Source organism: Zestomonas insulae, from assembly GCF_016901015.1.
Lineage (GTDB): Bacteria > Pseudomonadota > Gammaproteobacteria > Pseudomonadales > Pseudomonadaceae > Aquipseudomonas > Aquipseudomonas insulae.
The window spans coordinates 951379-969461 of record NZ_JAFEUP010000001.1; the positions used below are offsets into that span (position 1 = coordinate 951379).

General features: G+C 62.9%; 21 protein-coding genes and 1 tRNA gene. 7 read left to right on the plus strand and 15 right to left on the minus strand.

Annotated features, from left to right (window positions below; translation table 11 throughout):
- Positions 1 to 42: 42 nt before the first annotated feature.
- From hscB to trmJ, 7 genes are all read right to left on the minus strand, one after another.
- Positions 43 to 564: a co-chaperone HscB gene (gene hscB / locus JQX08_RS04575; protein WP_204915065.1), complete on the minus strand. Its 522-nt coding sequence runs from the start codon at positions 562 to 564 to the stop codon at positions 43 to 45.
- A 7-nt stretch (positions 565 to 571) separates the two neighbouring features.
- Positions 572 to 895, minus strand: coding sequence for an iron-sulfur cluster assembly protein IscA (iscA, locus tag JQX08_RS04580; RefSeq protein WP_204915066.1), 324 nt, complete (start codon positions 893 to 895; stop codon positions 572 to 574).
- Between the two features lie 27 nt (positions 896 to 922).
- Complete coding sequence (gene iscU, locus JQX08_RS04585; RefSeq protein ID WP_160082280.1) at positions 923 to 1309, minus strand: Fe-S cluster assembly scaffold IscU; 387 nt, start codon at positions 1307 to 1309, stop codon at positions 923 to 925.
- Positions 1310 to 1358: 49 nt separating this feature from the next.
- On the minus strand, positions 1359 to 2573 hold the full coding sequence (locus JQX08_RS04590) for an IscS subfamily cysteine desulfurase (RefSeq protein WP_204915067.1): 1215 nt from the start codon (positions 2571 to 2573) through the stop codon (positions 1359 to 1361).
- A gap of 29 nt (positions 2574 to 2602) precedes the next feature.
- Positions 2603 to 3094, minus strand: a complete 492-nt coding sequence (gene iscR, locus JQX08_RS04595; RefSeq protein ID WP_204915068.1) for a Fe-S cluster assembly transcriptional regulator IscR — start codon at positions 3092 to 3094, stop codon at positions 2603 to 2605.
- A 139-nt stretch (positions 3095 to 3233) separates the two neighbouring features.
- Positions 3234 to 4010 (minus strand): serine O-acetyltransferase, encoded by a 777-nt coding sequence (gene cysE / locus JQX08_RS04600; protein WP_204915069.1) that lies wholly within the window; start codon positions 4008 to 4010, stop codon positions 3234 to 3236.
- On the minus strand, positions 4010 to 4780 hold the full coding sequence (trmJ, locus tag JQX08_RS04605) for a tRNA (cytosine(32)/uridine(32)-2'-O)-methyltransferase TrmJ (RefSeq protein ID WP_204915070.1): 771 nt from the start codon (positions 4778 to 4780) through the stop codon (positions 4010 to 4012). Before trmJ ends, cysE begins: the two co-directional genes overlap by 1 nt.
- A gap of 143 nt (positions 4781 to 4923) precedes the next feature.
- On the opposite strand from trmJ, the gene suhB reads away from it, so the two are divergent.
- Positions 4924 to 5739 carry a type III secretion system regulator SuhB gene (gene suhB / locus JQX08_RS04610; protein WP_204915071.1) on the plus strand — a complete coding sequence of 272 codons (816 nt, stop codon included), beginning with the start codon at positions 4924 to 4926 and terminating at the stop codon, positions 5737 to 5739.
- A 56-nt stretch (positions 5740 to 5795) separates the two neighbouring features.
- Here the strand turns inward: suhB and JQX08_RS04615 are convergent, their stop codons facing one another.
- The 6 genes from JQX08_RS04615 to queA all read right to left on the minus strand — a co-directional run bounded on the left by JQX08_RS04615 (position 5796) and on the right by queA (position 11905).
- A complete protein-coding gene (locus JQX08_RS04615; protein ID WP_204915072.1) occupies positions 5796 to 6356 on the minus strand; it encodes a glycine zipper 2TM domain-containing protein in 561 nt (186 codons plus the stop codon).
- 132 nt (positions 6357 to 6488) lie between these two features.
- Positions 6489 to 7403 carry a protein translocase subunit SecF gene (gene secF / locus JQX08_RS04620; RefSeq protein ID WP_204915073.1) on the minus strand — a complete coding sequence of 305 codons (915 nt, stop codon included), beginning with the start codon at positions 7401 to 7403 and terminating at the stop codon, positions 6489 to 6491.
- Positions 7404 to 7412: 9 nt separating this feature from the next.
- Positions 7413 to 9281, minus strand: a complete 1869-nt coding sequence (gene secD, locus JQX08_RS04625; RefSeq protein ID WP_204915074.1) for a protein translocase subunit SecD — start codon at positions 9279 to 9281, stop codon at positions 7413 to 7415.
- Positions 9282 to 9344: 63 nt separating this feature from the next.
- A complete protein-coding gene (yajC, locus tag JQX08_RS04630; RefSeq protein WP_204915075.1) occupies positions 9345 to 9683 on the minus strand; it encodes a preprotein translocase subunit YajC in 339 nt (112 codons plus the stop codon).
- 42 nt (positions 9684 to 9725) lie between these two features.
- Positions 9726 to 10841, minus strand: coding sequence for a tRNA guanosine(34) transglycosylase Tgt (gene tgt / locus JQX08_RS04635; RefSeq protein ID WP_204915333.1), 1116 nt, complete (start codon positions 10839 to 10841; stop codon positions 9726 to 9728).
- Between the two features lie 14 nt (positions 10842 to 10855).
- Entirely contained in the window at positions 10856 to 11905 is a 1050-nt protein-coding gene (queA, locus tag JQX08_RS04640) for a tRNA preQ1(34) S-adenosylmethionine ribosyltransferase-isomerase QueA (RefSeq protein WP_204915076.1), read from the minus strand.
- A 109-nt stretch (positions 11906 to 12014) separates the two neighbouring features.
- Here queA and JQX08_RS04645 point away from each other — a divergent pair.
- The 3 genes from JQX08_RS04645 to JQX08_RS04655 all read left to right on the plus strand — a co-directional run bounded on the left by JQX08_RS04645 (position 12015) and on the right by JQX08_RS04655 (position 13212).
- A tRNA-Leu gene (locus JQX08_RS04645) sits at positions 12015 to 12099 on the plus strand.
- A 318-nt stretch (positions 12100 to 12417) separates the two neighbouring features.
- Entirely contained in the window at positions 12418 to 12630 is a 213-nt protein-coding gene (locus JQX08_RS04650; RefSeq protein WP_204915077.1) for a cold-shock protein, read from the plus strand.
- Between the two features lie 81 nt (positions 12631 to 12711).
- On the plus strand, positions 12712 to 13212 hold the full coding sequence (locus JQX08_RS04655) for an RDD family protein (protein WP_204915078.1): 501 nt from the start codon (positions 12712 to 12714) through the stop codon (positions 13210 to 13212).
- 49 nt (positions 13213 to 13261) lie between these two features.
- Here JQX08_RS04655 and lptG read toward each other — a convergent pair whose 3' ends face one another.
- Both lptG and lptF read right to left on the minus strand, forming a co-directional pair.
- The gene (lptG, locus tag JQX08_RS04660) at positions 13262 to 14323 is read right to left on the minus strand and encodes an LPS export ABC transporter permease LptG (RefSeq protein ID WP_204915079.1); all 1062 of its coding nucleotides are present in this window, start codon (positions 14321 to 14323) and stop codon (positions 13262 to 13264) included.
- Positions 14316 to 15437 carry an LPS export ABC transporter permease LptF gene (gene lptF, locus JQX08_RS04665; protein ID WP_204915080.1) on the minus strand — a complete coding sequence of 374 codons (1122 nt, stop codon included), beginning with the start codon at positions 15435 to 15437 and terminating at the stop codon, positions 14316 to 14318. The genes lptG and lptF overlap by 8 nt, the downstream gene beginning before the upstream one ends.
- Positions 15438 to 15576: 139 nt before the next feature.
- On the opposite strand from lptF, the gene JQX08_RS04670 reads away from it, so the two are divergent.
- The 3 genes from JQX08_RS04670 (at position 15577) to JQX08_RS04680 (ending at position 17971) form a co-directional block, all read left to right on the plus strand.
- On the plus strand, positions 15577 to 17064 hold the full coding sequence (locus JQX08_RS04670; RefSeq protein WP_204915081.1) for a leucyl aminopeptidase: 1488 nt from the start codon (positions 15577 to 15579) through the stop codon (positions 17062 to 17064).
- 92 nt (positions 17065 to 17156) lie between these two features.
- The gene (locus tag JQX08_RS04675; RefSeq protein WP_204915082.1) at positions 17157 to 17576 is read left to right on the plus strand and encodes a DNA polymerase III subunit chi; all 420 of its coding nucleotides are present in this window, start codon (positions 17157 to 17159) and stop codon (positions 17574 to 17576) included.
- Between the two features lie 8 nt (positions 17577 to 17584).
- Positions 17585 to 17971 (plus strand): DNA polymerase III subunit chi, encoded by a 387-nt coding sequence (locus JQX08_RS04680; RefSeq protein ID WP_204915083.1) that lies wholly within the window; start codon positions 17585 to 17587, stop codon positions 17969 to 17971.
- The last annotated feature ends 112 nt before the right edge of the window (positions 17972 to 18083 follow it).

Sequence of the window (18083 nt, forward strand, 5' to 3'; positions counted from 1 at the left end):
GATGTTCTAAATGTCAGGCGCGCAGCAGCGGCTGCGCGGCGGTTAATCGTCGAGGCGCTCTTCGAGAGCGCGCACTTCGTGGACCAGCTTGTCGAGGAACTGCATGCGCCGCACCAGGCGCTCGGCCTCTTCGCGACGCGCCGGCTCATCCCAGCAGGCGGCGAAGCCCTCATCGAGCGCTTCCTGAGCACTCTTCAGGCGTCGCTTGAATGCGGCAACACCCTCGAGGTCGGCACTGTCCTGCAGATCCTCGAGCTCCTCGCGCCAGTGCATCTGCTGCAACAGGAACTCCGGATCCTGCACCGTGGCTTCCAGCGGCAGCTCGCGGCCCCGAATGGCTAGCAGGTACAGGGCGCGCCGCGGCGCACTCTTCAGCGTCTGATACGCCTCATTGAGGCGTGCCGACTGCTCCAGCGCCAGGCGCTGCTCGCGCTCCGACGCATCGGCGAAACGGTCGGGATGCACGGCCTTGGCCAGCTCGCGATAACGCACCGCGAGCTGCTGGAGATCCAGACGAAAACCGGGTTGCAGCTCGAACAAAGCGAAATGACAGGGACTACCCACACTGGCCTCAGACGTTGAAGCTCTCGCCGCAGCCACACTCGCCGCGCACGTTGGGGTTGTTGAACTTGAAGCCCTCGTTGAGGCCTTCACGAGCGAAGTCGAGTTCGGTGCCGTCCAGGTAGGTGAGGCTTTTCGGATCGATGATCACCTTCACCCCGTGGCTCTCGAACACCAGATCTTCGGCCGCAGTTTCGTCAACGAACTCGAGCACATAGGCCAGGCCCGAGCAGCCCGTGGTGCGCACACCCAGGCGGATGCCCTCGCCCTTGCCACGCCCCTCAAGGGAACGCTGCACGTGACGGGCGGCGGCTTCGGTCATGGTAATCGCCATAACGACTCCTTTAAGAACGACAAAGGATCAGAGCAGACCTTTCTTCTGCTTGTAGTCGCGCACGGCCGCCTTGATGGCGTCCTCGGCGAGCACCGAGCAGTGGATCTTCACCGGCGGCAACGCCAGCTCTTCGGCGAGCTGAGTGTTCTTGATAGTTTCCGCCTCGTCGAGGGTCTTGCCCTTCATCCACTCGGTGGCGAGGGAGCTGGAAGCGATCGCCGAACCACAGCCGTAGGTCTTGAACTTGGCGTCTTCGATCACGCCCTGCTCGTTGACCTTGATCTGCAAGCGCATCACGTCGCCGCAGGCCGGCGCGCCGACCATGCCGGTACCGACGTCCGGGTCTTCGGCGTCGAGCTTGCCGACGTTGCGCGGGTTTTCGTAGTGGTCGATGACCTTTTCACTGTAAGCCATGGTGCAATTCCTCTCTCATCAGGTGCCGCTCTTGAAGGCGACTACTTATTCAGTGCGCCTGCCATTCGACCTTGGTCAGGTCGACACCCTCTTTGAACATGTCCCACAGCGGCGACAGCTCGCGCAGCTTGTTCACCGCGTCAGCCACTTTGCTGGCGGCGTAATCGACTTCCTCTTCGGTGGTGAAGCGCCCGAAGGTGAAGCGGATCGAGCTGTGCGCCAGCTCGTCGTTGCGCCCGAGGGCGCGCAATACATAGGAAGGCTCCAGCGACGCCGAGGTACACGCCGAACCGGAGGAAACGGCGAGGTCCTTGAGCGCCATGATCAGCGACTCGCCCTCGACATAGTTGAAGCTCAGGTTCAGGTTGTGCGGTACGCGGGCGGTCATGCTGCCGTTGATGTACAGCTCTTCCATGCCATCTACCTGCGCGAAGAAGCGGTCGCGCAGCGCCAGGATGCGCTGGTTTTCCTGGACCATCTCTTCCTTGGCGATACGGAACGCTTCGCCCATGCCGACGATCTGGTGGGTCGCCAGGGTGCCGGAACGCATGCCACGCTCATGACCACCGCCGTGAATCAGAGCCTCCAGACGCACGCGTGGCTTGCGGCGTACATACAGCGCACCGATGCCTTTTGGACCGTAGGTCTTGTGCGCGGAGAAGGACATCAGGTCGACCTTCAGCGCCTCCAGATCGATGGCGACCTTACCGGTCGACTGCGCCGCATCCACATGGAACAGAACGCCACGCGAACGGGTCAGCTCACCAATGGCGGCGATGTCGTTGACCGTGCCGATCTCGTTATTGACGTGCATGATCGACACCAGAATGGTGTCGTCGCGCAGCGCCGCCTCGACCATCGACGGCAGGATCAGGCCGTCTTCGCCTGGCTCGAGGTAGGTCACTTCGAAGCCTTCGCGCTCTAGCTGGCGGCAGGTATCCAGCACCGCCTTGTGCTCGATCTTCGAGGTGATGATGTGCTTGCCCTTGGTGCCGTAGAAGTGCGCGACGCCCTTGATGGCCAGGTTGTCGGACTCGGTGGCCCCGGAGGTCCAAACGATCTCGCGCGGGTCTGCATTGACCAGCTCAGCCACCTGACGACGGGCATTCTCCACCGACTCCTCGGCCTTCCAGCCGAACACATGGGAACGCGACGCCGGGTTACCGAAGTTGCCGTCCACCAGCAAGCATTCGCTCATCTTCTGCGCCACGCGCGGATCGACCGGCGTCGTCGCGGAATAATCGAGGTAAATCGGCAGTCTCATTGCAACTCTCCTATCAGGCGGGCAACCGCTCAATCGACGGCGGACGCTTCAATCTTGTCCAGGTGCAGCGTGCGCCCATTACAGCGATGCTGATCCTGACGCCGGGCAACTTCTTGAACCTCACGGCGGTCCACGAGATCACCCAGGCTGATACCACTCAAAAACTCATGAATTTGCTGACTGAGATCGCACCACAAATGGTGGGTCAGACAGGTGTCGCCGGCATGGCAATCACCCATACCCTGGCAGCGCGTGGCATCCACGGATTCATTGACCGCATCGATGACCTGCGCCACCTGGATTCCGCGCATGTCGCGCGACAGCTGGTAGCCACCACCTGGGCCGCGCACACTGGAAACCAGGTTGCCGCGGCGCAGCTTGGCGAATAGCTGCTCGAGATAAGACAGAGAAATGCCCTGACGCTCGGAGATATCAGCCAGAGACACCGGGCCGCCCTGGGCGTGCAGCGCCAGGTCGAGCATAGCGGTCACAGCGTACCGGCCCTTGGTGGTCAATCGCATGGTGTGTTACCAGAAGATCGCGGATATACCGCAAGTATCCTATTTCCCGAGTATTTAAGTCAACTATAAGACCTATCAAAACACTCGGGATTGAGCGCAAGAAGGGCGCGCAGCATAGCAGACTGCGCGCCGCTGCGCATCAGGCGGCTGGCTTGTCGCCAGCCTCCTTCACGTCGGCAAAGTCTTCGTCGCGCAGCGCGGGAAGCTCCTTGGCGCAGTAGTCGCTACCCAGCGCTTTGAGCGCCGAGCACATACCCTCGAGGCGATCGTCGACCGCCTGCAGATGGTCGAGCAACTGACCAATCGCCCGCGCCACCGGGTCGGGCATGTCCTGACCGACGCCGTAGGCATCGAAGCCGAACTTCTCAGCGATGGCCTGGCGCTTGGCTTCCCGCTCGTCGTCAGACTTGACGATGATCCGCCCGGGAATACCGACCACCGTCGCACCCGGCGGCACCTCTTTGGTCACCACTGCGTTGGAGCCGACCTTGGCGCCCGCCCCCACACTGAACGGCCCGAGCACCTTGGCGCCAGCACCGACCACCACCCCGTCTTCGAGGGTCGGGTGGCGCTTGCCCTTGTTCCAGCTGGTGCCCCCGAGGGTCACGCCCTGATAGAGGGTCACGTCGTTGCCGATCTCGGCGGTCTCACCGATGACGATACCCATGCCGTGGTCGATGAAGAAACGGCGACCGATCTTCGCCCCCGGGTGAATCTCGATACCGGTCAACCAGCGCCCGAAATTCGACACCAGACGCGCCAGCCACTTCCAGCCTGCACCCCACAAGGCATGCGCAAGACGATGCAACCAGACCGCATGCAGGCCCGGGTAGCAGGTCAGCACCTCGAACGCGTTGCGCGCAGCCGGATCGCGATGAAACACGCTCTGGATGTCTTCCCGTACACGCTCGAACATCACTTACTCCTCCTCTTATGGGGCAACCCACGAGCGACCGCCTGGGTCTCCGTCAGAATGCCACGAAGAATATTCATCTCCTGGCGGCTGACGCCACTGCGACCATACAGCCGGCGCAGACGCGACATCAGAAAGCGCGGGCGCTCCGGATCGAGAAAACCGATTTCTATCAAGGTGCTCTCAAGGTGGACATAGAACAATTCCAGCTCGTCTGCCGTTACCTCTTCAACCTCTTCCGCCTTGCCCTCGGTTTTCTCCAGATGGGTTGGCAGATCTTGCGCAGCCAGCCAGGCCATCCGCGCCTCGTAGGTCAGCACCTGCACCGCAGCCGCAAGGTTCAACGAGCTGAACGCCGGATCCGCCGGAATGTGCACGTGATAGCGACAACGCTGCAGCTCTTCGTTGGTCAAGCCGGCATATTCACGGCCGAACACCAGAGCCACGCGCGCACCGCGAGCCACTTGCTCGACGGCCTGCTCGGCACATTCGCGCGGATTGAGTAGCGGCCAGGGAATGTGGCGCTCCCGCGCACTGGTACCCATCACCAAGGCACAGCCGACCAAGGCCTCCTCCAGAGTCCCCACCACTTGCGCCGCGGCAAGGATGTCATCGGCGCCAGATGCGCGAGCACTGGCTTCCGGACTGGGAAAGTCCTGCGGATCGACCAGCACCAGCTCGTTGAGGCCCATGTTCTTCATCGCGCGCGCCGCAGCGCCGATGTTGCCGGGATGACTGGTATTGACCAGGACCACGCGAATGTTCTGGAGCAACGCGAGCACCTGTCGAGAATGAAAGGCCGTAAAGCTTACAGAAGCGCCGACGCGAAAGCCACGCAGCGCACAGGCGGCGCTTCTTACCCTGGGCTTTTCTGTTAGAATGCTCGGCTTTCTTTAACGACTCCGGTGAAAATTCCATGCAGCCAATGCTGAATATCGCGCTGCGCGCAGCCCGCAGCGCCGCAGAACTGATCTTCCGCTCCATCGAACGCTTGGATGCCCTCTCGGTCAGCGAGAAAGATGCCAAGGATTACGTCACCGAAGTCGACCGCGCCGCCGAGCAGACCATCATCAACGCGCTGCGCAAGGCCTACCCCACCCATGGCTTCCTCGGCGAGGAAGGCGGTCTGATCGAAGGTAGCGGTGAAGGCGCCGACTACCTGTGGATCATCGACCCGCTGGATGGCACCACCAACTTCATCCGCGGCGTACCACACTTTGCCGTGAGCATTGCCTGCAAATACCGCGGTCGCCTCGAGCATGCCGTGGTACTCGATCCGGTACGCCAGGAAGAATTCACCGCCAGTCGCGGCCGCGGCGCCGCCCTGAATGGCCGCCGCCTGCGCGTCAGCGCCCGCAAGAGCCTGGACGGCGCACTGATCGGTACCGGCTTCCCGTTCCGCGACGACCAGATGGACCACCTCGACAACTACCTGGGCATGTTCCGCAGCCTGGTCGGTCAGACCGCCGGCGTTCGCCGTGCCGGCGCCGCCAGCCTCGATCTCGCCTATGTCGCAGCCGGTCGTTTCGATGCGTTCTGGGAGTTCGGCCTGTCCGAGTGGGATATGGCCGCGGGCGCCCTGCTGATCCAGGAGGCTGGCGGCTTGGTCAGCGACTTCACCGGCGGCCACGACTTCCTCGACAAGGGCCAGATCGTGGCCGGCAACACCAAGTGCTTCAAGGCGGTACTGACCGCCATTCAGCCGCACCTGGCGCCGTCGATGAAGCGCTAACAGCAGCTTCGAGCATAAAAAAACGCCCCATTGGGGCGTTTTTTTATGCGTTGCTTCTACTGCGCCGTCTGACCAGCTTGCTGCTGAACCAATACCAACTGGCCATCCTTGCTGACGGGAATCTGCCGACCCGGATCGTGATCCATACGCACCTGGCTGATCTTGCCATCCAGCTGATACTTCACGTCGTAGCCGACCACCTTGTCGCTGGCGTCGGTCACGGTATGGCAACGGGTTTCGGTGGTGGTGTAGGTATCGCGATTCTGCATACCTTCCTGCACCTTGTTCCCAGCGTAACCACCACCGACCGCACCGGCCACGGTGGCAATCTTCTTGCCGGTGCCGCCGCCGACCTGATTACCCAGCAAACCACCCGCTACCGCACCCAGCACGGTACCGGCGATCTGGTGCTGATCCTGCACCGGACGCTGACGAGTCACCGCCACGTCCTTGCACACTTCACGCGGGGTCTTGATGGTTTCTTTCACCGGCTGGACGGCCAGCACTTCCGCGTACTCGGGGCCGCCACCACCGACCAGACTGTAAGTGGCCACAGCACCGCCTGCGGTAACACCCACCGCACCCAGCACCGCACCTACGAGCATTGACTTGTTCACGTGGACCTCCTGGCTTCACTTCGGCGCATCAGCACCGTACTCCTAGCCTTGGACAGACCCGCACCGACCAAGTTCAACCACCCGCCAGCCGCCTGGTGAAATCGCGACCGTTTTCACAGTCGCGAATCCCGGTTACGGGCGCTCGTCGACCTCGGTCGCCGCCGCCGGCGGAATCAGGTCCTCAGTGGACAGGTTCAGCCAGATCAGCACCACGTTGGCGATGTAGATCGAAGAGTAGGTACCCGCCAATACACCGACAAACAGAGTGATGGCGAAACCGAATAGGTTGTCGCCACCGAACAGCAGCAGCGCCACGATCGCCAGCAAGGTGGAGATCGACGTCGCCATGGTGCGCAGCAGGGTCTGCGTGGTGGAAATGTTGATGTTGTCGATCAGACTGGCTTTACGCAGCACGCGGAAGTTTTCCCGCACGCGGTCGAACACCACGATGGTGTCGTTCAGCGAATAGCCGATGATCGCCAGCACTGCCGCCAGCACAGTCAGGTCGAAGGAGACCTGGAAGTAGGAAAGGATGCCGACTGCCACGATCACGTCGTGAATCAGCGAGACGATCGCCCCCACCGCGAACTTCCACTGGAAGCGGAAGGCCACGTAAATCAGGATGCCACCGAGCGCCAGCAGCATGCCCAGGCCGCCCTGATCGCGCAGCTCCTCGCCGACCTGCGGACCTACGAACTCGACCCGCTTGACGGTGACCGCATTGTCCGAGGCCCCCTTGCGCAGCGCATCGGCAACCTCGTTACCCAGCTTCGGATCATCACCCGGCATACGCACCAACAGATCGGTCGTGGCGCCGAAGCTCTGCACGATCGCCTCGTTGTAACCGGCCTTGTTCAGCTGCTCGCGCACCTCGCCAAGATCGGCCGGACGCTCATAGGTGAGCTCGATCAGCGTACCGCCGGTGAAGTCCAGGCCGAAGTTGAGGCCCTTGGTGAACAGGCTGAAAACCGCCAGCAGGGTCAGGAACAGCGTGACGGCGAACGCAACATTGCGCACGCCCATAAAGTTGATGGTATTGAGTTTCATGGCTGGCCCTTAGATCCACAGCTTCTTGAAGTCACGCCCGCCGAAGATCAAATTGACCATCGCACGAGTCACCAGAATGGCCGTGAACATCGAGGTGAAGATACCCAGCGACATGGTCACGGCGAAGCCCTTCACCGGGCCGGTGCCCATGGCGTACAGGATGCCGCCGACCAGCAGCGTCGTCAGGTTGGCATCGAGAATCGCGCTGAAGGCACGATCGAAGCCTTCATGCATGGCACGCTGCACCGACATGCCATTGGCGAGCTCTTCGCGGATCCGCGAGAAGATCAGCACGTTGGCGTCGACCGCCATACCCATGGTCAGCACGATACCGGCGATACCCGGCAGGGTCAGCGTCGCACCCAGCAGCGACATCAGCGCGACCAGCAGCACCATGTTCACCGCCAGCGCCACGGTGGCCAGCAGACCGAAGATGCGGTAGATGGCCATCATGAACAGCGAGACCATCAGCATGCCCCAGAGCGAGGCATCGACACCCTTGGTAATGTTGTCGGCACCCAGGCTCGGACCAATGGTGCGCTCTTCGGCGAAGTACATCGGCGCCGCCAGACCACCGGCGCGCAGCAGCAGCGCCAGCTCGGAGGATTCACCCTGGCCGTTCAGGCCGGTGATGCGGAACTGGCTGCCGAGCGGCGACTGGATGGTCGCCAGGCTGATGATTTTCTTTTCTTCCTTAAAGGTCTGGATCGCCACTTCCTTCTCGACGCCGTCGACCGTCTGCTTGACGTAACGGGTCAGCGGTTTCTGCTCGATGAAGATCACCGCCATGCTGCGCCCGACGTTGTTGCGGGTGGCGCGGTTCATCAGCTCGCCGCCGTGACCGTCGAGGCGGATGTTGACCTGCGGACGACCGTTCTCATCGAAGCTCGCCTGCGCGTCTGTGACCTGATCACCGGTGATGATCAGGCTGCGCTCCAGCGGCACTGGCGGACGATGCGGCTCGCGGAACTCGAAGGACTCGGTCGAGGCCTTCGAGGCATCGGCTTCGGCGGCGAGACGGAACTCGAGGTTGGCGGTCTTGCCGAGAATGCGCTTGGCTTCCGCGGTGTCCTGCACGCCCGGCAGTTCGACGACGATCCGGTTGGCGCCCTGACGCTGCACCAGCGGCTCGGCCACGCCGAGCTCGTTGACCCGGTTGCGCACCGTGGTCAGGTTCTGCTTGATCGAGTACTCGCGGATCTCGGCCAGCTTGGTCGGCGTCATTTCCAGACGCAGTACCTGCATGCCATTGCGCTCGACCGTGGTGATCTGGAAGTCGCGAAAGTCCTTGCTGATCAGGCTCTTCGCCTGACCCAGTGACTCTTCGTCGGCGAAGCCGAGCTGAATGGCGTCGTTGGCCTGCGGCAGGCTGCGGTAGCGCACACGCTCTTTGCGCAGCAGGCCCTTCACTTCGCTTTCGTAGACCTTCATACGCGCGCCGACGGCCTTCTCGATATCGACTTCGAGCAGGAAGTGCACACCGCCGGACAGGTCGAGACCGAGCTTCATCGGTGTCGCCGCCAGGTTGCGCAGCCATTTCGGCGTGGTCGGCGCGAGGTTCAGCGCCACGACGTAATCGTCACCCAACGCCTTGCGCGCGACATCCTTGGCCGGCAGCTGATCAGCCTGCTTGACCAGACGCACCAGACCGCTCTTGCCGTCTGCGGTCACGCTGCTTGCCTTGACCTCGATGCCAGCATCGCTGAGCGCCTTACCCATGCGCTCCAGATCGGCCTGTTCGATACGCAGCGCCGAGCTGGCACCACTGACCTGAATGGCCGGATCATCGGGATAAAGGTTAGGTGCGGAATAGATAAGGCCGACCGCCAGTACAACCACGATCAGCAGGTATTTCCACAAAGGGTACTTGTTCAGCATCACGCCGCCCGCTTATGACGCGGGGCGCTTAAAGCGCCCCGTCAGTTTTTAATAATGTATGGATCAGATGGCTTTCAGCGTGCCTTTCGGCAGAGTCGCGGCAATGGCGCCCTTCTGAATCTTCAGCTCGACGGTGTCGGACACTTCGATCACCACGAAGTCGTCGCTGACCTTGCTGACCTTGCCGGCGATACCACCGGAAGTCACCACCTCGTCACCCTTCTGCAGGCCGCCGAGCAGGTTCTTGTGCTCCTTGGCGCGCTTGGCCTGCGGGCGCCAGATCATCAGATAGAAGATCACCAGGAAACCGACCAGGAAAATCCACTCGAAGCCGCTACCGGCAGGACCAGCTGCAGCCGGAGCAGCAGCATCCGCAAAAGCGGCGGGGATCAGAAAGCTCATAAAGACTCCTGTCAAAAGGTCTGGGGGAATTAATGCGTTTAATCAGTTCAGCGGCGGCGTTGGCAGGCCGCGCCGGGCGTAGAAGGCATCGACAAAGGCGGCCAATGTACCCTGTTGAATTGCCTCGCGCAAACCAGCCATCAGGCGCTGGTAATGGCGCAAATTGTGGGTGGTATTCAACATGCTGCTGAGCATTTCACCGCACTTGTCCAGGTGGTGCAGATAGGCCCGAGAGAAGTGTTTACAGGTGTAACAATCGCAGCTCGCCTCGAGCGGCGAATCGTCGTGACGATGCACGGCATTGCGAATCTTCAGCACGCCGGTGTCGACGAACAGATGGCCGTTGCGTGCGTTGCGCGTCGGCATCACGCAATCGAACATATCCACCCCGCGACGCACACCCTCGACCAGGTCTTCCGGCTTGCCGACGCCCATCAGGTAGCGCGGTTTGTCGGTCGGCATATGTGGCGGCAGGAAGTCGAGCACGCGGATCATTTCTTCCTTCGGCTCGCCCACCGACAGGCCGCCGATGGCCAGCCCGTCGAAACCGATTTCATCCAGACCGGCTAGTGAGCGCAGGCGCAGCTCTTCGTGCATGCCGCCCTGGACGATGCCGAACAAGGCGGCCGTGTTGTCGCCGTGCGCATCCTTCGAGCGCTTGGCCCAGCGCAGCGAACGCTCCATCGAGATGCGCGCCACCTCCTCATCCGCCGGGTACGGCGTGCACTCGTCGAAGATCATTACGATGTCCGAGCCGAGATCGCGCTGCACCTGCATCGACTCCTCCGGCCCCATGAACACCTTGCTGCCGTCGACCGGCGAGGCGAAGTACACGCCCTCTTCCTTGATCTTGCGCAGCGCGCCGAGACTGAACACCTGGAAGCCGCCAGAGTCGGTGAGGATCGGCCCCTGCCACTGCATGAAGTCGTGCAGGTCACCGAGACGCTTGATCACCTCGGTACCCGGGCGCAGCCACAGGTGGAAGGTATTGCCGAGAATGATCTGCGCGCCAATCGCCTCGACATCACGCGGCAACATGCCCTTCACCGTACCGTAGGTGCCGACCGGCATGAACGCCGGGGTCTCGACCACGCCGCGCGGGAACGTCAGCCGGCCGCGACGGGCCTTGCCGTCGGTGGCCAACAGTTCGAAAGACATGCGACAAGTGCGACTCATGGGCGCTCCTCTGGCCCGCGCGGCGCGGGGTTGCGGGTGATGAACATTGCATCACCGTAACTGAAAAAGCGGTAGCCCTCTGCCACCGCAGCCGCGTAGGCCGCCATGGTTTCCGGGTAGCCGGCGAAGGCGGAGACCAGCATCAGCAGCGTGGACTCCGGCAGGTGGAAGTTGGTGACCAGGGCATCGACCACATGGAAGGGTCGCCCCGGGTAGATAAAGATGTCGGTGTCGCCACTGAATACCTTCAGCTGACCATCACGAGCAGCGCTTTCCAGCGAACGCACGCTGGTGGTGCCCACCGCAATCACTCGACCGCCACGCGCGCGACAGGCCGCCACCGCATCCACCACGTCCTGGCCGACCTCAAGCCATTCGCAGTGCATGTGGTGATCCTCGATGCGCTCGACGCGCACCGGCTGGAAGGTGCCCGCCCCGACATGCAGAGTGACGAATGCCTGTTCGACGCCTTTGGCGCGAATCGCTGCCAACAGCGCCTCATCGAAATGCAACCCGGCCGTCGGCGCCGCCACCGCACCGGCGCGCTCGGCGTACACGGTCTGATAGCGTTCGCGGTCCGCAGCGTCGTCAGGGCGATCAATGTACGGTGGCAGCGGCATGTGCCCGACCCGCTCGAGCAGGTCCAGCACGTCCTCGTCAAAACCCAGCTCGAACAGCGCGTCATGGCGCGCCAGCATGCGCGCAGCGCCACCGCCATCGATGAGGATCTCGGTACCGGGCTTGGGCGCCTTGCTGGCCCGCACATGCGCCAACACCCGACGCCCATCCAGGACGCGCTCGACAAGAATTTCCAGGCGCCCGCCGCTAGTCTTCTGACCGAACAGGCGCGCCGGAATGACCCGGGTATTGTTGAACACCATCAGGTCGCCGGGGCGCAGGTAGTCCAGCAGATCGGTGAAGTGACGATGGGCGAGCGCGCCGCTCGCGCCGTCCAGGGTGAGCAGTCGACTGGAGCGCCGTTTGGCCAGTGGATGACGCGCGATCAGCGTCTCCGGCAGCTCGAAATGGAAATCGGCAACACGCATGATGGGAGGTCGTTTCGCAGGGCGGCGAAGTTTAGCGGATGCCGTCGAATTTAGCCACGCGAGCCGATTGACCGGTCATTCCGACACCCCTATACTCCGCCGCCACTGTGCCCCGGTGGCGGAATCGGTAGACGCGGCGGATTCAAAATCCGTTTTCGAAAGGAGTGGGAGTTCGAGTCTCCCCCGGGGCACCATGCATCACTTCATGCCGTCATGGCATCGACCGCAAAGCTTCATTTCCGCACCCATATCGAGCCCCTCAAAACGCCGCTCGCAGCGCCTTTAAATACGAATCTTTCGAGGGTTGTATTTTCTCTCGGAGTTGTCGTAGAGTGCCGGCAGCTGTGTTTGCATGGGTCGCTTTGAACCGTGGCCTGGTGCAGCAGATCACTTGATTTGCTACATCCCGATCCCGATCGACGTCTCTTATATCTGCAACCAGTCCAGTCCTCTTCGCTCCAACGAATCGCTGAAGAGGCTGTCATCAACTCTAAGTTTCAAGGAAATAAGATATGTCGAATCGTCAGAACGGCACCGTCAAGTGGTTTAACGACGAAAAAGGTTACGGTTTCATCACTCCAGAAAGCGGTCCGGATCTGTTCGTGCACTTCCGCGCCATCGAAGGTAACGGCTTCAAAAGCCTGAAAGAAGGCCAGAAGGTCACCTTCGTTGCTGTGCAAGGTCAAAAGGGCATGCAGGCCGACCAGGTTCAAGTCCTGGGCTAAGCACTGCGGTTCTGAAGAGCCTCTGATGGCGACATCAGGGGCTTTTTTACGCCCACGATTTTTTCACTTCGATTGAGCGCCATGGCCAAGCACCATCAACTCCGCCCCCAGGGCGACTTCCCCGCCGCCGGCCTGCCGCGCCGCCTTGCCGCGATCTTCTATGACTCTCTGCTGTGCATCGCACTGATGATGGTGGTGACGCTGCTGTACCAGCAGGTGATCCTGCGCAGCATCCACGGCAGCGAACGCCTCAAGGAACTGGCGGAGAGCGGCGCACTGAACCACGACCCGATCCTCTCGACCCTGCTGCTGTTCAGCCTGTTCGGCTTCTTCGCCAAGTTCTGGACGCACAACGGCCAGACTCTCGGCATGCAGGTCTGGGGGATCCGCGTACAGAACGCCGACGGTACGGCGATCGACCTGTGGCAGGCGCTGCTGCGCTTTCTGATCGCCATCATCTCCTGGCTCGCCGCTGGCCTGGGTTTTCTGTGGACGCTGTGGGACAAACAGAAGCGCAGCTGGCACGACATGTATTCGGGCAGCTGCGTCGTGCAGCTGCCAAAGAACAGCCATAAGAAGTGAACAAAAAGGCCGGCGCGAAGCCGGCTTTTTTTATGTGGTTGCGCTCAACTCAACCGGCGCGACGCAACATCCACACGCCGGCCAGGGCGCAGATGCCACTAGGGATCAGCACCGCCAGCAGCGGCGAGAAACCGAACACTAGGCTGGACGGCCCCAGCAGATCCTGCGCGATGCGGAACACGAAGCCGACCAGTACCCCGGTGAACACCCGCTGCCCGAGGGTCACCGAGCGCAGCGGACCGAAGATGAAGGAAATTGCCATCAATACCAGCGCCGCAGTCACCAGCGGCTGCAGCAGCTTGGTCCAGAACGCCAGCCAGTAGCGACCGTTGTTCAGCCCCTGCTCGGCCAGGTAATGGATGTAGCGCCACAGCCCGGCCACCGACAGCGCGTCAGGCTCCAGCACCACGGTGCCGAGCAGCTGCGGGCTCAGCTCGACGTCCCAGCGCTCGCTCGGACTGTTGATCACCTCGGTGCTGCGGCCACGGAAATGCGTGGTCGACACTTCACTGAGCAGCCAGGAATGGCCTTCGTACTGCGCGCGCTTGGCGAAGCTCGACGCCTGCAGATGGCGCTGCTCGTCGAACTGGTAGCGGGTCACCCCGTACAGCACACCGCCGGGCTGCACCGAGTTGATGTGTACGAACTCGTTGCCCTGACGATGCCAGAGACCGCGCTTGGCGCTCTGCGCCTCGCCACCGCCCTGAGCCATCGAGCGACTGGCCTGCGCCTGGTTCTCGCTCCACGGCGCCACGTACTCGCCGATCAGAATGCCGACCAGCATCAGCACCAGCATGGGCTTCATCACCGCCCAGACGATGCGCCCCACCGACACCCCGGCGGCGCGCATGATGGTCAGCTCGCTGTGGCTGGCGAGGTTGCCCAGGCCGATCAGGCACCCGATCAACGCCGCCATCGGCAGCATGTCGTAGATCCGCCGTGGCGCGGTCAACAGCACATACCAGGCGGCATCGAGCAGCCCGTAACCGCCCTCGACGTCGCCCAGCTCATCAATAAAGGCAAACAGCAGCGCCAGGCTGACGATCACCCCGAGCACGGCAAGGATGGCGAAGAACACACTGGTGCCGATGTAGCGATCCAACTTAGGCATGCGCCATCTCCCTAACTGCACGACGGCTGGCCCATTTCAGACGCAACGGCTCCCAATAGATCAGCAGCAAGCCGATCATCAGGAAGATCCCATGTACCCACCACAAGCCGACGCTGATCGGCAGCTTGCCCTTGTCCAGTGCGCCGCGCATGGCGATCAGCAACGACAGGTAGGCCATGTATAGGAGGATCGCCGGCAGCAGCTTGAGGAAGCGCCCCTGCCGCGGATTGACTCGCGCCAGGGGCACGGCCATCAGGGTGACCACGAACACCAGCAGCGGGATCGACAGGCGCCACTGCAACTCGGCAACGTGACGCTGATCGTCACTGCCCCACAGCTCGCGGGTGGGAATCGCCTCGCGCTCACCGATATCGGTACTCACCTCCGGGCGTTGCAGCAGCATGCCGTAGGTGTCGTACTGGATCGCCCGGTAGTCGGCCTTGCCGGGATTGCCGTCGTAGCGGAAGCCGTTCTCGAGAATCAGGTAGCGACTGCCATCGGCCTGGATTTCCTGGCGACCCTTCTCGGCGACCAGCACGGTGATGCCGCGCTCCTTGCCACTATCCTTGGATAGGCGCTTGTCGGAGATGAAGATGCCACCCAACTCGGCGCGATCGCTGGACAGCTCCTGCACGTAGGTAACCCGCGTGCCGTCCTTCATCGACTGGAAGCGCCCAGGCACCAGGGTATCGAACTCGGTCAGGGCATCCTGCTCATTGAGAATGCGCGCCACCTGCGCGACGCCCTGCGGCGCCAGACCCAGGCTCAGCCAGGCGACCAGCAGGGCGATCAACGTGGCCGGCCCGAGGGTGTAGGCGAGCAGGCGCTGCTGGCTCATGCCGGTCGCCGACAGCACGGTCATCTCGCTGTCGAGATAGAGCCGGCCATAGGCGAGCAGGATCGCCAGGAACAGACCCAGCGGCAGGATCAGCTGCAGGAAGCCAGGAATCCGGAAGCCCATGATCATAAACAGCACGCCCGGATCAAGCGCGCCTTGCGCTGCCTGGGCCAGGTACTTGATGAAGCGCCCGCTCATGATGATTACCAGCAGCACGGCACTGACCGCACTGAGGGTAAGCAATAACTCGCGGGAGAGATAACGGAAGACGATCAATCCAGACGCTCCAGGGTTGTCAGGCTCGGGCGGCTACGCTCAAACTAGCCGCTTGTTGCCGGCCCGCCCATGGCGGACCACCGGAAAAATGCCCGGCATTATCCCGTAATACCGACTCGTTGTCTTGGGGACACACGCCATGGAATTCCTTGTCAAAAGCGCTCGCCCGGAAACCCTCAAAACCGCCACGCTGGTCCTCGCCGTCGGCGAAGGGCGCAAGCTCGGTGACCTCGCCAAGGCCGTGGACGCCGCCAGCAGCGGCGCCATCAGCGCCGTACTGAAGCGCGGCGACCTGGCCGGCAAGGTCGGCCAGACCCTGCTGCTGCACAGTCTGCCAGGCCTCAAGGCCGAACGCGTGCTGCTGGTTGGCAGCGGCAAGGGCGAGCTATCCGACCGTCAGTACCGCAAATTGGTTTCCGCCGTGCTCGCCACCCTCAAGGGCCTGGCCGGCGGCGATGCCGCGCTGGCACTCGGTGATCTGGCCGTAAAAGGCCGCCACGCCTACGACAAGGCGCGTCTGCTGGTGGAAACCCTGGCCGACGGCGAGTATGTGTTCGACCGCTTCAAGAGCCAGAAAGCCGAACCGCGCGCGCTGAAGAAAGCCACCCTGCTAGTCGACAAGCCCCAGGCGGCCGACGTCGAACGCGGCAGCCTGCACGCCCAGGCGATTGCCGCCGGCATGGCGTTTACCCGCGACCTCGGCAACCTGCCGCCGAACATCTGCCACCCGAGCTATCTCGCCGAACAGGCCAAGGAGCTGGGCAAGGCGCACAAGAACCTCAAGGTCGAGATCCTCGACGAGAAGAAACTCGCCAGCCTCGGTGCCGGCGCCTTCCTCGCCGTGGCCCAGGGCAGCGACCAGCCGCCACGCATGATCGTGCTGCAGTACAACGGCGGCGCCAAGGACGACAAACCCTTCGCCCTGGTCGGCAAGGGCATCACCTTCGACACCGGCGGCATCAGCCTCAAGCCCGGCCTCGGCATGGATGAGATGAAGTACGACATGTGCGGCGCCGCCAGCGTTCTCGGCACCCTGCGCGCCGTGCTCGAACTGCAGTTGCCGATCAACCTGGTGTGCCTGCTGGCCTGCGCCGAGAACATGCCGAGCGGCGGCGCCACCCGTCCGGGCGACATCGTCACCACCATGAGCGGGCAGACCGTGGAAATCCTCAACACCGACGCCGAAGGCCGTCTGGTGCTGTGCGACACCCTGACCTACGCCGAACGCTTCAAGCCGCAGGCGGTGATCGACATCGCCACCCTCACCGGCGCCTGCATCGTCGCCCTGGGCAGCAACGTCTCCGGGCTGATGGGAAACAACGACGCCCTGGTGAAGCAGATTCTCAAGGCCGGCGAGCACGCCGACGACCGCGCCTGGCAGCTGCCGCTGTTCGACGAGTACCAGGAGCAGCTGGACAGCCCGTTCGCCGATATCGCCAACATCGGCGGGCCGAAGGCCGGCACCATCACCGCCGGCTGCTTCCTGTCGCGCTTCGCCAAGAGCTACCACTGGGCGCACCTGGACATCGCCGGCACCGCCTGGATCAGCGGCGGCAAGGACAAAGGCGCCACCGGTCGTCCGGTGCCGCTGCTCACCCAGTACCTGCTCGACCGCTGTAAAGCCTGATGCCGGGCGGCGCGGATCGATTCGCCGATTTGCCGGTCTGACCGGTATCGCGCAACGATCCGCCGCCGCGCCTGGCGCACCTCGGAAGCCCCATGCCCAGAATCGAGTTCTACGTCCTCTCCTCCACCGCCCCGGCCGACCGCCTGCGCGCCGCCTGCCAGCTGGCGCTGAAGGGCTGGCGGGCGGGCATGCCGGTATTCGTGCGCGGCCAGGACGACGCGCAACTGCAGGAACTCGACGAGATGCTGTGGCGCTTCAAGGCCGATGCGTTCTTGCCGCACGACCGCCACGGCAGCGATCCACAGGCGCCGGTGGTGCTCGGCCTGGACGACGAGCCGGCCAGCCGCCAGGGCCTGCTGATTAACCTGCAACCGAACATCTCGCCGTTTCTCGACCATTTCGGCCGCGTCATCGAGATCGTCAACCAAGCCCCGGCGCTGCTGACCGCCTGCCGGGAGAATTTCCGCCTGTATCGCACGCGGGGCTATGATCCCAAGCGTGTCGAACTTTAATGCCCGCCATGGATACCCCCAAGCCCCCGATCAAGCCCACTCACCTGCTGGACGACCTCGAGTCGATCCGCCAACTGCTGGATGAGGAAGGGCTGGAGCCGCCGCTGCTGACGGAGACCATCGACAGCGACGCGATTCCGCTGCTTTCCGAGATCATTCCGGAAGCACCGGCCGTGACGCCTGCGCCGACGCAGCCCGCGTTGCCGCTCGAGCCGGCCCCTGCGCCGCCGGTGCTGGAACGCCGCGACCCGCTGCACCTTGACAAGGAACTGCGCGCCGCCGCACAACTGCTGCTGCAGGACGTGATCGACGATTTCGTGCCGCAGATCGAAGCCGAACTCAAGCGCCGCCTCGAGGCGCGCATGGAACGCCTGCTCAGCCAGCGCAAGCGCTGACCCCCCCTGCCCCGCCCGCGTATCCGCTCGATCGCGGGCGCGCGCCCCACATCCCCGTTGCCCACCGCTCCTTTGATATACTCGCCGGCTTTCCGTTATCAGCCTTCGGTCC